The following is a 14,683-nucleotide window of genomic DNA, read 5'->3' on the forward strand; positions in this document are numbered from 1 at the left end:
ATTGTTATGGAAATTTTATAAAATTTTCAGAAATATTAATTTTAAGGAGTTATTAAATGACTTGTAGTATTTTAGTTGGTGGAGCATGGGGGGATGAAGGTAAAGGAAAATGTATCACTTACCTCTGTGACAATGATAAACCGGATATAATTGCTCGTGCAGGTGTTGGACCGAATGCAGGACACTCCGTTGAATTCAATGGAGAAAAATACGGTTTAAGATTAACCCCATCTGGTTTTGTACATACTGATGCTAAACTCATGATAGGTGCTGGAGTTTTAGTAAATCCAGATGTATTATTTAATGAATTTGAAAACTTAAAAAAGTATAATGTAAAAGAAAGAATGTGTGTTGACCCAAGATGTGCAATTATCTCACAAGAGCACATGGACAGGGATGTAGCTTCTGAACATTTGGCTAAAAAGATAGGAAGTACCGGTTCAGGTTGCGGACCTGCAAACTCTGATCGTGTATTGAGAACTATTGGTTTAGCAAAAGATGCTCCTGAGCTTGAAGATTACATTACTGATGTTTCAGTTTCTGTAAATGAAGCTATTGACAACGGTGAAGACGTATTCATTGAAGGATCACAGGGTTTTGCATTATCTCTATACTATGGAACCTATCCGTTCGTAACCAGTAAGGACACCACTGCATCAACATTCGCTGCTGATGTAGGTGTTGGACCAACTAAAGTAGATGAAGTCATTGATGTATTTAAAGCTTACATTTCCCGTGTTGGTGAAGGACCGTTCCCAACCGAAATGACACAGGAAGAAGCTGAAAGCAAAGGCCTTGAAGAATATGGTGTTGTAACCGGAAGACGTAGAAGAATCGGTTACTTTGACATGGAGCTTGCAAAAGAATCATGCAGAATCAACGGTGCAACCCAAATTGCACTGACCTGTGTTGACAGGTTATATGATTGTGCAGGTGTGCAGGACTATGCTGAATTACCTTCAGAATGTAAAAAATTCATTGAAGATATTCAAACTGGAACTGGTGTGCCAGTAACCATTATCTCAACCGGACCAGATTTAAAAGACACCATTGATTTAAGAAAAGAGTTATTATAACTTCTTTTTTTCTTTTTTTAGTAATTAACTTATAAAATGAATAATATAATTTATATTATGTTTAATAAAAAGATTTGTGTTATTTTAATTCTTGTAGTATTTTTCTCATTAGCTATTCAGGCAGTTAGTGCAGCGGATAATATGGATAATTCATCCTCACAAATGGGGGATTCAGGTGGTGAGGTTAAATCAGTATCCTTAAAACCTTCAAAACTATCAACCACATATGATTCTGGAAAATATTTTAAAGTAAAATCCATTGATAGCAAATCTAAAAAACCTGTCAGTAATCTAAAAATTAGTTTAAAAGTTCAAACAGGTAAAAAATATAAAAAATTAACAATAAAAACTGATTCTAATGGTGTTGCGAAATATTCTGCATCTAAATTAAGTATAGGTAAGCATAAAGTCATAGTAAAATCAAAAAATTCAAAAGCAAAAACAAGTTCAATAACAATTTCAAAAGCAAAAATAACAATTAATGCTCCAAAAATTACTCATACTTCTAAGGATGGAAAAAAATTTAAGATTACTGTTAAAAATAGGGAATCAAAAAAGCCAATGGCTGGCATTAAGGTTACAGTTAAAATTTTTACAGGAAAGAATTCCAAATCATACTCTCTGAAAACAAATAAGAATGGAGTTATTAAAATCAATACGAAATCACTGAAAAAAGGTTCACATAAAGTTACAATCAATGTTAAAAAAACTTCTAAAATCAAATCTGCTTCAGCAAAAAGCACTATTAAAACAGTTGAAAATCCTACATACATTAAACTTAAAGTAAATGGGCATGTTTTTAACGTCAAATTAGAAAATAATAAAGCTACTAAAGAGTTAGTAAACAAATTAAAAAAGGGCAATATTAAAATCAATGCAAATGAATATGGTGGATTTGAAAAGGTTGGAGATTTAGGTTTTTCACTTCCAACAAGTGATAAGTATATCAAAACATCATCTGGGGATTTGGTATTGTATAATGGCGATGAAATATCTCTGTTTTATAATTCCAATTCATGGGAATATACAAAGCTGGGCAAATTGCAGAATGTCAATGCAAATGACTTAAAAAATATTTTGGGAACTGGAGATGTTACATTTGTTTTAAGCTTAAAGTAATTTCTCTAGTTGAACTTCTTTAACTTCTTCAAGCAAATGATGTTTAATTTTCAGGTAGAAATCTTCGTTTGTAAACTCGAAATTATTGTTGAATGATTTGTAAGCTAGTTCACAGTCCTTTTGTAAGTTGAATTTGAATTCAGGATTTTTAGTGAAGAGTTTTTCAAAACCGTTTTTAACCTGTTCTGGAATTTCCACTTCATCAAAGGAAATCTTGTTTATCATCATGTCCATAGCAGAATTCAATACTGTTACTTGAAGGAGTGATGCGTAAGCGTCATAATACTCATTATAGTCAAGATTTACTTCAAAATAAATCATAAAGTTAATCAGAACGTGTGAAATCCAGATTAATGAGTTGGGTTCAAATTTTTCCAGCTGCAAATCTGTGAAGCTGAAAAGCAGTTCTTCCAGATTTTTGCTACTATTTTCTTCACAGTATTTAACGAACTCCTTGAAAGAGTAATTTGTTAAATATTTGGTGTATGCATCTTTTATCTCATCATCGCATTGATATTTTGAAATCTTCTTTAATTCTTTTCTGTTTAATTTTTTTGGATAGGTATTCATTTTAATCAAGTTTTTAATTATTTTTCATGATTCTATTTTTAGATTGAATATTTAAAATATTATTATTTTTTCAACTAAGGCTTATAGAATTAGTTAAGTTACAATTAAAGTATGGACATTTTTCAATATATATTTTACTAAATTTTTTGGCAAAATTACGACATATTGGTTAAGTAACTCTCAAATTACTTTCTTCTTTTTATACTCTCGTTTCTAATAGGTAAATATGAAAAGAATATTTGATAATACAAAATTTGGTAATCTTGAGGTTTCCAGTCGTATAATTAGAAATGGTTTGTGGGAATCTCAAAACGATTCTAGTAAAAATTTGACTCGGGATATTTTTGACAGGTATGAGACACTTGCTAGAAATAATGTGGGCGTTATTACTACTGAGTTAATTTCAATGTATTCTCATGACAGATTCAGTGATTTTACACATTATATTAATTCTCCATTATTTATCAAGGATTTTAAGGAGGTAACTGATATTGTTCATGAGTATAATGTTCCTATTTTAGCGCAAATCGGTTTTGTTAACTGTAATGTCAATGGTAAACAGATGATGGAAGTTAATGATTTGACTATTGAGGATATTCGCACTATTCAGGCGGATTATGTTATGGCTGCTAAAAAAATAATGTTTGCAGGTTTTGATGGTGTTGAATTGTGTGTTGGTAATAATTTTTTCTTGTCTCGTGTAATGGATCCGTTTGAAAACACAAGAACTGATGATTATGGTGGAAGCACTTATAATCGTGTTAGGATGGTTTTAGAAATCATAAAATTGATTAAAAAAACTACAAACTTGCATGTGCACTGTAAAGTTAATTTGTATCAGGATGAAAATGATTCTTTAGAAATTTGCAGGGTTTTAGCAAAAAATGGTGCGGACAGTTTACAAATTACTAAGTTTCTATCTCCGCAATATTTCAGAAAAGGTCAGTCCAATCAGGATATGCTGGTTGGTTTTGCCGGTAGCGTTGCAAGCAGTGTAGATGTTCCTGTTGTTTTGGGAGGGGGTTTATCTGATATGGAAAGTATTGAAAAATTACTCAACTCCACCGATATTGATTTTATTTCCATGCAAAGGCCATTTGTTAAAAACCCTGGTTTTTTAACAGAATGGAAAGAAAATAATTATGGTAAATCTCAATGTAAGACTTGTAATAATTGTTACTGGAAAAAGGAAAGCGTTTGTCTGATTGATTAATTTTCACTATTTTTTTTAAAACTTAAATATAACGGCTGTTAATATATTAAATTAGAGAGTGATAAATATGGATTTTTTAAGACAAAGTGATGTAATTCAATGGAAAGACGGAGAGTATAAAACAATCAAAGAAAACACTGTTGATGATGAATACACTTATTTATTTATAGATTATCTGCCTCCAAGGAAATTTTCAACATATCCTAAAGATTTGGAGGATTTTGCTGTCGGATATTGTCTTGGTGAAGGATTAATAAAAGACTATGAAGACATTGAATCAATCAAACTGGATGGAACAAACCTGCTTATTTCAACAAAGCTATCACATGACCCTGAAGAGGACCTTGAACAGGATGGCATTGTGCAGGAAAGAAAAGGAAACTGTGAACACGCATGTGTCTGCAGACTGTTGGAATATCAGGGAGTAAACTCTGATAATGCGGGAGGAATCAGATCTGAACTTAAAACCATAGAACCAAACACTTCTGATTTGACAATAGATGCAACTCAAATCATTAAAGATATCAAACATTTAACTGATGAGGCTAAAATCTGGCAAAAAACAGCAGGTGTGCATGTTGCCCAGTTAAAATTTGAGGATAAAATCATAATCCGTGAAGACGTTAGCCGTCACGTTGCAGTTGATAAGGTGATAGGTGCCGCTGCAAGGGAGGGGTATGATTTTTCAAAATGCTACATTTCATACAGTGGAAGAATGCCTGCAGATATGCTGATAAAGGTGATTCGTGTTGGAGTTCCAATTATTATCTCAAATGCTGCTCCGGCTTCATCAGGTCTTGATGTGGCTCAAATGGGTAACATTACAATGGTCGGTTTTGTAAGGGATAACAGATTTACAGTATATACTGCACCGGAAAGAGTCAATTTGGATAAATAATTCCATTTTTCATTTTTTATAAATAAAAGAAGATGATTTAAAGTTCATCTAATGAAAATGAACTTAAATCGAGTAAATCGAATGTTAATATTTTTGGAGCTACGGTAACTTTACCTACTCCTGTAATTATTTTATAAGCTTCAAATGCTTCAAGACAGCCAATCAGATTTGGTGTAGGTCCAATAACTGGTGGAACTCCTGATGTGACATTTTTTAAAGCTTCAATGGTTTCATCATTTAATTCCTTCCCAATTGACGGCAAATTAAACATTTCTTCATATGTTTTGTCACTGTTTGGCAGAAATACGCTGATTTGTCCCAATGTTCCATGAATTGCTCCGTGGATATATGGAATTCCTTTTTCTTTTGCTTTTCTTGAAACAATAACTCTTGTCAGGACATTGTCGAGTGCATCTATTACGATATCTGAGTCTCCGATAACTTTTTCAATGTTAGTTTGATCAATGTGTTCGTTAAAAATGGTGGTTTTAACATAAGGGTTTATTAATCTCACTTTTTCCTTTGCTACTGCGCTTTTATCAAGACCTAAATCTCCAATATTTGCTAATGTTTGGCGGTTTAAATTAGATAAGTCGAATGCATCTTTATCAACAAGTACAAGTTCTCCAACACCCATTCTTGCAAGCATTTCAATGGTTTCTCCGCCGATTCCTCCACAGCCGATAACTGTGATTTTTGCATCTTTAAATCTTTCTTGTTCGCTTCTTGTTACTATACTCATCTGACGGGAAGCTATTTCCCAGTATCCGTCTCCAATGTATCTTGTTGGCATTAAATATTTCTCCTTAATTTTGGTAATATTTCCATAAATGCATCTAGTGCTTTATCATAATTTTCAAAATCATGTCCTTTAATCAATCCGTTTTCGCAGATGGTAATGTTTTCAAGTTCGATTTTACCATCGGATTTGTTATTTAATTGTTCATTGGTCTTTTCAATGTTTATTGTGAATGGTAATTGATAGCTAAATGATGAGTCTTTATAATCAATGCTGATGAATTCATCATCATTGAGGGGAGTCAAATTTAAAGCAACTTTTTTAAAGCCTTGCCTTTTTAATTCATCATTAATCTGATTATATTTCCCATCATTTAATATTTCATTCAAATCATCAACTTCAACAATTCCAAATTTCCCATGATCTCTAACTTTAACAATCTCACAGTTGGTGTTATCTAAAATATAATCTTCACAATTGCTGATTCTTGTGATTTTTTCGAGAGTTGTTGGAGTATCAGTGGGAATTCTTGTTGCAAGACATGTAGTTGATCTTGAATAAGGGATATTATTTTTATTTAAATATTCATGAATTTCACGGGAGGTTAATTTAGCGTCAATAAAAGGTGTATTAAATCCTTTTTTGTATGTTACTAATATTCCGGGTCTATCAATTACCAAATCACTGATGTTGTTTCCATCGCAGATAAAATCAAAATCGTTTTGATGGGCTAATTTTTCAATTTGAGAATACATTAAATTTCTACAGGTGTAGCATCTTCTTGAATCATTGGACAAGAAGTATTCATCTTCATAGAAATTGATATCGATTATTTCGTGTTTTATTCCAAAAGATGAAGCAACTTTTTTGGTGTTTTCCACAAATCCGGTTGGTAATAAGTGATTGTTTATTGTTATTGCTAATGTGTCTTTGGCAACTTGTGAAGATAGGTATGCGATTAATGTTGAATCAGCACCACCAGAAAAGCCTATAGCTACTTTTTTATCTTTTAAAATTTCTTTGACGATATCTATTTTGTCTTCTAAATTCATGTTTATCCCTTGAATTTTCAATCGCCTTTTGGCGATTAAAATAATGAGTTAGATATGGTAAAGGAGTTAATTTTTAACTCATTATCTATTTTTGTCTTATTTTATATTTTAGATTTTGGAGATAATAAAACATTTTTTGCGTGTTTTATTAATACAATTTTCAACCCGAGCTAGGAATATAACAATAGTTATTTTTCCATAAATACAAATAGTATTAATTAGTATATAAATCTTTTGTAAGGATTATCTGATAATTATTAAATTATTTGTGGTGAAAATTAAACAATTTTTAATTTTTTACCCGTTACTTTAGTAAACTATAGAAAAGTTTAAATTATATAAAAATTATATAACAATTGTTAATATTTTTTGGAGGAATGAATATTTACGATGTCATAGTAATTGGAACAGGCGCTGGAGGAGCAACGGTTGCAAAAGATTTAAGTCAAGAGGGATTAAATATTTTGATTCTAGAAAAAGGATCAAGAAAAAAAGATGGAAGCTATGTAAAACACATGAAAACCAAAAAAATCCATCTAAAAAATAATCTCTCAGACGAGGATAAGGAAAAATACAAATTTCTGACACTGCCTCTTGAGCTGACAAACATAGAAGAAATTGGAGGAACAACAACTTCATCAATTGGAAACGCATGCTTCTCATGCAGCGGATGTTATACCAACTCTATAATGCAGCAGTTTGAAGACAAGCAATTGGACATATTCGAAGAACTCCTCGAAGCAAGTGGGGAGCTAAATGTGACATATTTTCCCAAAAAACTATGGGGACATTCAACACAACTGATTGCCCAGGCAGGAACCGAACTTGGATACATTGTAGAGCCGATGCCAAAATTTATCAACTTTGAAAAATGCAGATTATGCGGCAAATGTGTAAATGGCTGTGTATTTGATGCAAAATGGGATGGAACATACTTTATTGATGAGGCAATCGAGAATGGTGCTGAATTAATATGTGATTTTAACGTATTTGAAATACTGCATGAAAACAATCAGGTAATTGGTGTTGTTGGAATTGACAAAAACAATGAAAAACACATTTTCAAAGCAAAGAAAGTAATAATATCTGCAGGAGCTCTAAACACTCCAATAATATTAAAGAACTCTGGAATAAAAAATGTAGGACAAAACATATTCTTTGATATTTTCACAACAATTGGAGGATATTTGCCTGAGGCCAATTTAAAAAATGAATTAATAATGGGTGTAAAAGCAGAATTCGGCCCGTATTTCCTGTCACCACATTACTCAATGCAATTATTGCCACTGATGGGCGAAAAAGGTGTTAAAGCAAGTGAAAACGATGTTATAGGTTTGATGCTTAAATTTGCAGATACTTGCATTGGAACAATCGACGGTGATGGAAGAATCGAAAAGACACTCACAAAAGTTGATGTCGATTTGATAAAAGAAGGTTATGATAAGGCAATAAAAATACTTTTAAAATTAGGAGTTTTACCTGAATCAATTGTTGCAACCTCTCTAAAGGGAGCACATCCTGGAGGAACTGCTGCAATCGGTGAGGTGGTTAACAATGATTTTGAAACTGAAATTAAAGGAGTATATGTCTGTGATGCAAGCGTAATACCTGAAGCACCAGGAAGACCTCCAATACTTACAATAGTGGCAATAGCTAAAAAAGTAGCAAAAATAGTGAATCAAAACTTATAGGTGATATTATGCAATTTAGTTTAAAATTTAAAGACATTGATGAAAAAAGAGATTTAAATGAAAATTATACAATTCGCGATTTGTTGGATGAATTGGAATTGTCTGCCCAAACTGTAGTCGCAAAACAGAATGGCGAGTTGACCATTGAAGAAAGCGTAATTAATGATGGTGATGAAATCAATTTGGTTCAAATAATATATGGTGGATAGTAGTTATTGTTATAACTACTAACCTTTCTCAAGTGTGTGTTATTTGAGGTTCATTTAATCACCCGGATTTTTTTGGTTAAAGTGGTTGTTCCGTAAATCTTTGTGTTTTTGAATCCTACTTTAACTGTGTATTTTTTGCCTGCTTTGAGATTTATTGTTATTTTAGCTTGTCCTTTATTATTTGTTGTCCTGATATAGGTTTTGCCTTTAATTTTAAATTTGACTTTGACTTTTTTTATTGCTTTTTTATTTGCATCCTTAAATGTCACGACAAATTTTCCTTTTTTGTGTATTGTTAATTTTGAAGCTTTTAGAATTGGCTTTACTATTTTAACTTTTATGGATTTGGAAGATCCGATGTAATTATAGCTGTTAAAGGTAATTTTGGCACTATATGTTTTTGGCTTATTTTTGATAGTTAATTTTGCTATTCCATTTTTATCCGTTTTTACTGTGTATACGCTTCCTTTTAAACTAACGGTTAATTTTTCATTTGAAACAGGTATATTGTTTTCATTAACTAATTTTATAGTCAATTGACTGGCGCTTCCGTAATATGCTTGGAAATCATTAGCAATAATTGTGCTTTTTCTCAATTTGAAATTATCAATTTTCAAAATCTGATTGTTTATTTTTGCATAAACTGCGCTAACATCGTCCTGTGGATTGAAATTAAATGTTGCAACTCCATTAACCAGTTTCTTTGTAGCTAAAATACCGGTATTTGTGTAAAAGGTCACATCCAGTGGAAGGTCAAATTCACCATCATAGTCATAGATTTCTTTTGTTTCATTGTCAAAGTAGTGTTTTAGACTAACAGTTAACTGATTAATTTCACTTTTATAAATCTCATTGTTATTGGCAGTAAATGTCATCACTAGCCATCTGGAAGCATTTATCTTTTCAGGCTGTATTTCGCCGCTGTGAGGTGAATAATAATACGGGTTTATTTCGTTTTGCCCCCACCAGCAGTATTGTACAGTTGCGTTGTCATCTAAAGCGATGTCTCCGTAAACCTTGTTCAATTTTATATAATTATCAACAATTGCACAGTTTTGCATGTAAAGCTCTGTGTCTTTGAAATTATTGGATACTGCTCCGTGATATCCTGCATGATTTTTTTCAAAAATACTATTGTATACTTTTGTTATTACATGCTGTCCGCTTGGAGGTGCAAGAATAGCTCCTGCATAATATTTGACATCATTATATCCGAAATAACTGTTGTTGATTATCATATAATTGTGGTTACTAATGGCTCCGGCAGTATAATTTGTTGATAATCTTTCAAATCTGCAATTATTGATGGTTGCATTTCCAAGGTTCAGTAATGCTGCTGCGGAATATGTGCAAAAACAGTTATAGAATGAGCATCCATCCAAATCGATTTTTCCTCCAGCTGCAATACAGGCACCAACGCCCTTTTGTGAAGTTAAAATATTTTCCGTGAAATATGTGTCTTTAATGGATGTTATTCCAATAGTATATAAAACTCCACCATATTCGTATGCGCTATTGTTTATAAAATTTGAATTTTCAATATTTAAACGTCCAAAATTATTGTATATGACTCCACCGTTTTTTTCGGCAGATGAATTTTTAATGATGCAGTTTCTAATGTTTATTTCACCACCATCACAGTAGATGGATCCTCCATTTCCGCTTGAAAAACCGTTTAGTAAAGTGACATTAATTAAAGTTAATCTGCTGGTTGAAGTAACATTAAACAGCCTTCCACATGACTCAGCATTGATTATAGTGTGTTGTGCGGATTTCCCAATGATTGTAATTGATTTGTCAATTGTAATGTTTATATTGTTGTCTCCAACATACTCACCATTGTTTAGATAGATTGTTGAGTCATTTTTGCTGCTGTTGATGGCATGCACTAAACTTTTAAATGGATTTTGTGAACTTCCGTCTCCCCTCTCGTCACTTGCATCCGGAGATACATGGATTTCAGATAATTCTTGGGGATTGGTGTCACTGATAATTTCGCTGCTGTTAGAATCAATGTCCATTGCACTAACGCAGGATATTGCACTTATGGTTATCAAAATCATTAAAAACAGTATTATTCGTTTAGTAGTTTTATTTTTGATTATATGCTTTGCCTCCTATTCGTTATAAAAATAAATTAGTATCGTGTTAATTAATAGTTATCTTAATGCACATTATATAAATATTTTTATTTAAAATCTAGAAATGTTCATATAATTAGTTTTAATGTTTATATAATTTTATTTAATTGTAATTTGAAGTTTAATTTTTATTTTAGAGATTGTTGTTGAAAATATATTTTTTCATTTTGATAATTAATTTAAAAATCAAACTCTTTGATATTTTCATTGAATATTTAATTTCTTATGCATATTTCAACAGAAAAGATACGCACTCAAATACTAATCTAAGTATTATTTGAACTTTAAATACTTAAATCTATATATTACATTATTAGTTTTTAATTTTTGTCGTGGAAAATTTTACATAATGAAAACAATATTGTTATCTTCCTATAATAACTGTTAAATATTATTAAAATATAATAATTAGTAATTAACTGGAATACAGCAGATATTCTAAATAGCTAAAATAGGAGGTCTGATATTGTGGATAAAAGTAAATCATATGATGTTGTAAATGATTTATTGAAGTTTGTTTTATGTGAACTTAAACAAAAAAATATGTCTATTTCTCATTTTAGAATTCAAAAAGTTATATTCAAAATTAAAATGGAATTGGGCCATAATCATCCGTTATTTGATTATTTACCTTTTTATTGGTATGAACATGGGCCATTTTCAAATGTTGTTTCAAAACAATTTAGGCAATTAAAAAACAATAATTGCATTCAATATTCATTGCATACAGTTTTTCTTGATGACAAGTCTTTTGATGTTTTTTCAAAACATAACAGTTTAATAGATGAATATCCAATAATTAACAGTATATCCGATAGAATCATTGCCGATTCAAATCTGTTTTTTAATAAATTTGATGAAGACATTTATTTGGATTACGCACCATTTTCATTCATGCATCCGTTTAAATATGTTTTGTTTGAAACCACAAGAGATGATGAATTATTTTCTTCATTAGTATCAGACAATTATTTGGACGTATTTTACGATTGTCTGTCAAATTTACCCTATGATAATCTTTTAGTTGATTTTTCACTATCTTTTTCACGTTTGTTTTCTCGTTTGGAGTTAATAAATGATGAAAATCAGTTTTTAAATAGTTGGGCACATATTATTCTGCCAGTTCAATTGTCCTGGCTTACTTTTGTAAGATGGGTTAGAATCTATAATCATGATGCCTTTTACGAGGAGGAGATTGGCTCCTGGAAAAATGAGTTAGAAGACTACATCAAAATTTTTAACAGTTCTGTTGATAAATTTGAAGATAAAACTGAATTTATATTTAATAATTCTTCATATTCTCCGGATTTCGATTCATTTGAGTATAAAATGTTAAATGCAACAATTGGAAATTATTTAAGGGATTGATTTTCATGATTAGAATAAAACACCACTTTTTAGATACAAATATGATATTGGCTATTCCATTGAAAAATGACAATTATATTGATTGTTTGGAGTATTATAAATTAGATTATGAAAGACATATTAGTTATCATGTTGAAAAGGAAGTCTTCAGTGTTATTCAAAGATTAAGATTAATTTCATTGGATGTTTTTAAACATATTAAAGATTACATCATATCAAAAAATATTCCCTTAATTAAAATAGATTCTCACATCCGCAAAATCAAAACCACTTATTTGAATAAATTCAAAGATGACGATTATGTGTTCGGTATTGTAAAAGACAGATTTTTAGGCATTGTAACTGATATTTATTACATATTTTGATGAAATTAAAGATACAATAATGGATAATGATTTTAATCTAAATTTATTATCATCTAAATTACGAAATCTTTTTAAAATGTACAATAAAACTATTACTAATTGTTTAGCAAAATTTGATAAGTTCTCTTTTGAAAATAATCAGAAATTGATTGATCAGCTCATTGACATTGGAATTCATGAATCTGATGCAATACTAGTTGATGACTGCTATAACAAATCTAAGGATATAAATGAGAAATTTGTTTTTATAACTTATGACTAGGATATTATTGATTGTTCTGGAGGTGCATTTAAATTATTGGATTATAATGTTCATTTTTCAAAACCGGTTTCATTTTTGAATAATTAAATTTTAATTAATGGGAACATAAATTTGAGATCTTGCTAAAAAAATCAATAAGGATGTCAGTAATATTCAGCCAAAAGTTAAAAAATTGGAAGAGTACGGATTTATTAAATTCAAAGAAGGTATTAAAAATAGTAAAATACCTTATTTGGCCTTTGATGAGATTAATTTGGAAATTTAAATGAAATAATGGTTATTTTTGAGCAATAACTACCAAAATATAATCATTTTTCTTAACTTGACTTTTCACCTTTTTAAAACCTGCATCAAGAAGGTATTTCTCAAGTTCGGGTGCAGTGTATAGATGCATTCCTTCAACACTGCTTAACCATTTTTCATCATCAGGGTGGTTGCCGTCAGTTCCCTGTGCAATCATGAACTGTCCGTCAGGTTTTATAATCCTTGAAACCTCTTTAAATGTCTCTTTAATATCTGGCCAGAAATAGACGGTTTCAAATGCTGAGACAATGTCATAGCTTTCATCTTCAATAGGCATACTGCTTACATCAGCATGCATCACTTCACATCTTCCCTCATCCACGGCCTTTTGATTTCTTTTGATTGACTCGGCCACTGAAACTTCCGAATAGTCAAGGCCGTCGACATTGCCTGAAGTCAGTTTCAAAAATTTTTCAATATTCACTCCTCCTCCGCAGCCGATATCAAGTATTTTATCACCGCTGTCAACTTGAATTAAACTGAATGCAAATTTAGAAATCTCCTTGTGGTTTTCATTCATGTTTTCGATTGTTTCTATTCCCTCTTCGCCGTGGGGCTTCATGCATTGGGTTATCTTTTCTGCTACCATATCAAAACCTTTAATATTTTTTAAGTATAATATGATATTGGTGATTAAATGGATAATAAAATTATCGCAATTATAATAGCAATTATTGTTATTGCCGTTGGGGCGTATCTTGTATTGGGTGCCGGCGGTGAGGAAGTAACAATCGGTTACTTGCCGTCTGACCATGATGCAGCACTCTTTGTTGCTGATGCTCAGGGTCAGTATGAGGCAAATGGAATCCACACTAAGCTGGTTCAGTTCAACAACGGTGGGGACTTGATGACTGCAATGGCAAGTGGAGATGTTGATGTTGGTTATGTTGGAATCACTCCGGTTTTATCATCAATTGCCAAAGGGGTTCCTGTAAAAGTAATTTCAGCAGCTCAGACTGAAGGATCAGGAATTGTGGTTGCAAAAGATTCCGGAATTGATGATGTATCAGACCTTGAAGGCAAAAAGATAGCAACACCTGGTGAAGCTTCAATTCAGCACATGCTTTTGACATATTATCTTGAGCAGAACGGAATGTCAATCAGCGATTTGAAGGTTTCGGCCATGAAAGTGCCTTCTATGAATGATGCTTTAAAAACCGGCAAGATTGACGGTATGATTACATTCGAGCCTTATGTCTCAATTGCTGAGAAGAATGGGGCCAAGGTTTTGGCAGGCTCTCAGGACATTTTACCTGACCATCCATGCTGTGTGGTTGTTGCATCAGACAAGTTTATTGAAACTCATCCTAATGAGACCCAAAAGATTTTGGAAATTCATGAAAACGCAACTGATTTCATCAACAACAATACTGATGAGGCAGCAGGAATGCTTCCAAGTGATATTGTAAGTGATGTTGAGGTTGAAAAAGTATCCATGTCCAGTTTCCCATTCATTTCAGGTTTAAATGAAAGCTATAAACAGGACGTTATGGACTTTATGAATTTGGAAGTCGATTTAGGTATTTTGAAAAAACCTATTAGTGAAGAAGATATTTTCTGGCAAGGTAGTTAAATTTAACTACCATTCTTTTTTTTACCGCAACTTTAATAATATTTAAATACTATAATAATTAATATAACATATGTTATTGCAATATAACAATTGTGATAAACAAT

The 14,683-nt window shown here is 31.5% G+C and carries 15 protein-coding genes; 10 read left to right on the top strand and 5 right to left on the bottom strand.

All coding sequences use genetic code 11. The annotated features are described in order from the left end of the window. Nucleotides 1-56: 56 nt before the first annotated feature. Both IJ258_RS03350 and IJ258_RS03355 read left to right on the top strand, forming a co-directional pair. Entirely contained in the window at nt 57-1,076 is a 1,020-nt protein-coding gene (locus IJ258_RS03350) for an adenylosuccinate synthetase (protein ID WP_292802896.1), read from the top strand. A 57-nt stretch (nt 1,077-1,133) separates the two neighbouring features. Beyond that, a complete protein-coding gene (locus tag IJ258_RS03355; protein ID WP_292802899.1) occupies nt 1,134-2,195 on the top strand; it encodes a cyclophilin-like fold protein in 1,062 nt (353 codons plus the stop codon). Here the strand turns inward: IJ258_RS03355 and IJ258_RS03360 are convergent. Next, the gene (locus IJ258_RS03360) at nt 2,187-2,765 is read right to left on the bottom strand and encodes a hypothetical protein (protein ID WP_292802901.1); all 579 of its coding nucleotides are present in this window, start codon (nt 2,763-2,765) and stop codon (nt 2,187-2,189) included. The two genes, IJ258_RS03355 and IJ258_RS03360, sit on opposite strands and share 9 nt — an antisense overlap. 226 nt (nt 2,766-2,991) lie before the next feature. On the opposite strand from IJ258_RS03360, the gene IJ258_RS03365 reads away from it, so the two are divergent. After that, nucleotides 2,992-3,978, top strand: a complete 987-nt coding sequence (locus IJ258_RS03365) for a HisA/HisF-related TIM barrel protein (RefSeq protein WP_292802906.1) — start codon at nt 2,992-2,994, stop codon at nt 3,976-3,978. Between the two features lie 67 nt (nt 3,979-4,045). Beyond that, nucleotides 4,046-4,876, top strand: a complete 831-nt coding sequence (gene fdhD, locus IJ258_RS03370) for a formate dehydrogenase accessory sulfurtransferase FdhD (RefSeq protein ID WP_292802909.1) — start codon at nt 4,046-4,048, stop codon at nt 4,874-4,876. A gap of 37 nt (nt 4,877-4,913) precedes the next feature. On the opposite strand, the gene IJ258_RS03375 is transcribed toward fdhD, so the two are convergent. After that, nucleotides 4,914-5,669: a HesA/MoeB/ThiF family protein gene (locus IJ258_RS03375; RefSeq protein ID WP_292802912.1), complete on the bottom strand. Its 756-nt coding sequence runs from the start codon at nt 5,667-5,669 to the stop codon at nt 4,914-4,916. After that, nucleotides 5,669-6,667, bottom strand: coding sequence for a 7-cyano-7-deazaguanine synthase (locus IJ258_RS03380; RefSeq protein WP_292802915.1), 999 nt, complete (start codon nt 6,665-6,667; stop codon nt 5,669-5,671). The genes IJ258_RS03375 and IJ258_RS03380 overlap by 1 nt, the downstream gene beginning before the upstream one ends. Nucleotides 6,668-7,044: 377 nt before the next feature. Between IJ258_RS03380 and IJ258_RS03385 the strand changes: the two genes are divergently transcribed. Beyond that, nucleotides 7,045-8,358, top strand: coding sequence for a GMC family oxidoreductase N-terminal domain-containing protein (locus IJ258_RS03385; RefSeq protein ID WP_292802918.1), 1,314 nt, complete (start codon nt 7,045-7,047; stop codon nt 8,356-8,358). An 8-nt stretch (nt 8,359-8,366) separates the two neighbouring features. Further along, on the top strand, nt 8,367-8,567 hold the full coding sequence (locus IJ258_RS03390; RefSeq protein ID WP_292802921.1) for a MoaD/ThiS family protein: 201 nt from the start codon (nt 8,367-8,369) through the stop codon (nt 8,565-8,567). Between the two features lie 50 nt (nt 8,568-8,617). Here the strand turns inward: IJ258_RS03390 and IJ258_RS03395 are convergent, their stop codons facing one another. Next, nucleotides 8,618-10,630 carry a hypothetical protein gene (locus IJ258_RS03395; protein ID WP_292802924.1) on the bottom strand — a complete coding sequence of 671 codons (2,013 nt, stop codon included), beginning with the start codon at nt 10,628-10,630 and terminating at the stop codon, nt 8,618-8,620. Nucleotides 10,631-11,176: 546 nt separating this feature from the next. Here IJ258_RS03395 and IJ258_RS03400 point away from each other — a divergent pair. The 3 genes from IJ258_RS03400 to IJ258_RS03410 all read left to right on the top strand — a co-directional run bounded on the left by IJ258_RS03400 (nt 11,177) and on the right by IJ258_RS03410 (nt 12,703). Then, the gene (locus IJ258_RS03400) at nt 11,177-12,076 is read left to right on the top strand and encodes a hypothetical protein (protein WP_292802927.1); all 900 of its coding nucleotides are present in this window, start codon (nt 11,177-11,179) and stop codon (nt 12,074-12,076) included. A 5-nt stretch (nt 12,077-12,081) separates the two neighbouring features. Beyond that, the gene (locus tag IJ258_RS03405; RefSeq protein WP_292802930.1) at nt 12,082-12,441 is read left to right on the top strand and encodes a hypothetical protein; all 360 of its coding nucleotides are present in this window, start codon (nt 12,082-12,084) and stop codon (nt 12,439-12,441) included. Nucleotides 12,442-12,517: 76 nt separating this feature from the next. Further along, nucleotides 12,518-12,703 (top strand): hypothetical protein, encoded by a 186-nt coding sequence (locus tag IJ258_RS03410; protein WP_292802933.1) that lies wholly within the window; start codon nt 12,518-12,520, stop codon nt 12,701-12,703. Nucleotides 12,704-12,980: 277 nt separating this feature from the next. Here the strand turns inward: IJ258_RS03410 and IJ258_RS03415 are convergent, their stop codons facing one another. After that, the gene (locus IJ258_RS03415; RefSeq protein ID WP_292802936.1) at nt 12,981-13,595 is read right to left on the bottom strand and encodes a class I SAM-dependent methyltransferase; all 615 of its coding nucleotides are present in this window, start codon (nt 13,593-13,595) and stop codon (nt 12,981-12,983) included. A gap of 48 nt (nt 13,596-13,643) precedes the next feature. Here IJ258_RS03415 and IJ258_RS03420 point away from each other — a divergent pair, with 48 nt between their 5' ends. After that, a complete protein-coding gene (locus IJ258_RS03420; protein WP_292802939.1) occupies nt 13,644-14,579 on the top strand; it encodes an ABC transporter substrate-binding protein in 936 nt (311 codons plus the stop codon). Nucleotides 14,580-14,683 lie beyond the last annotated feature (104 nt).

It is taken from the genome of Methanobrevibacter sp. (assembly GCF_017468685.1).
Classification (GTDB): domain Archaea; phylum Methanobacteriota; class Methanobacteria; order Methanobacteriales; family Methanobacteriaceae; genus Methanocatella.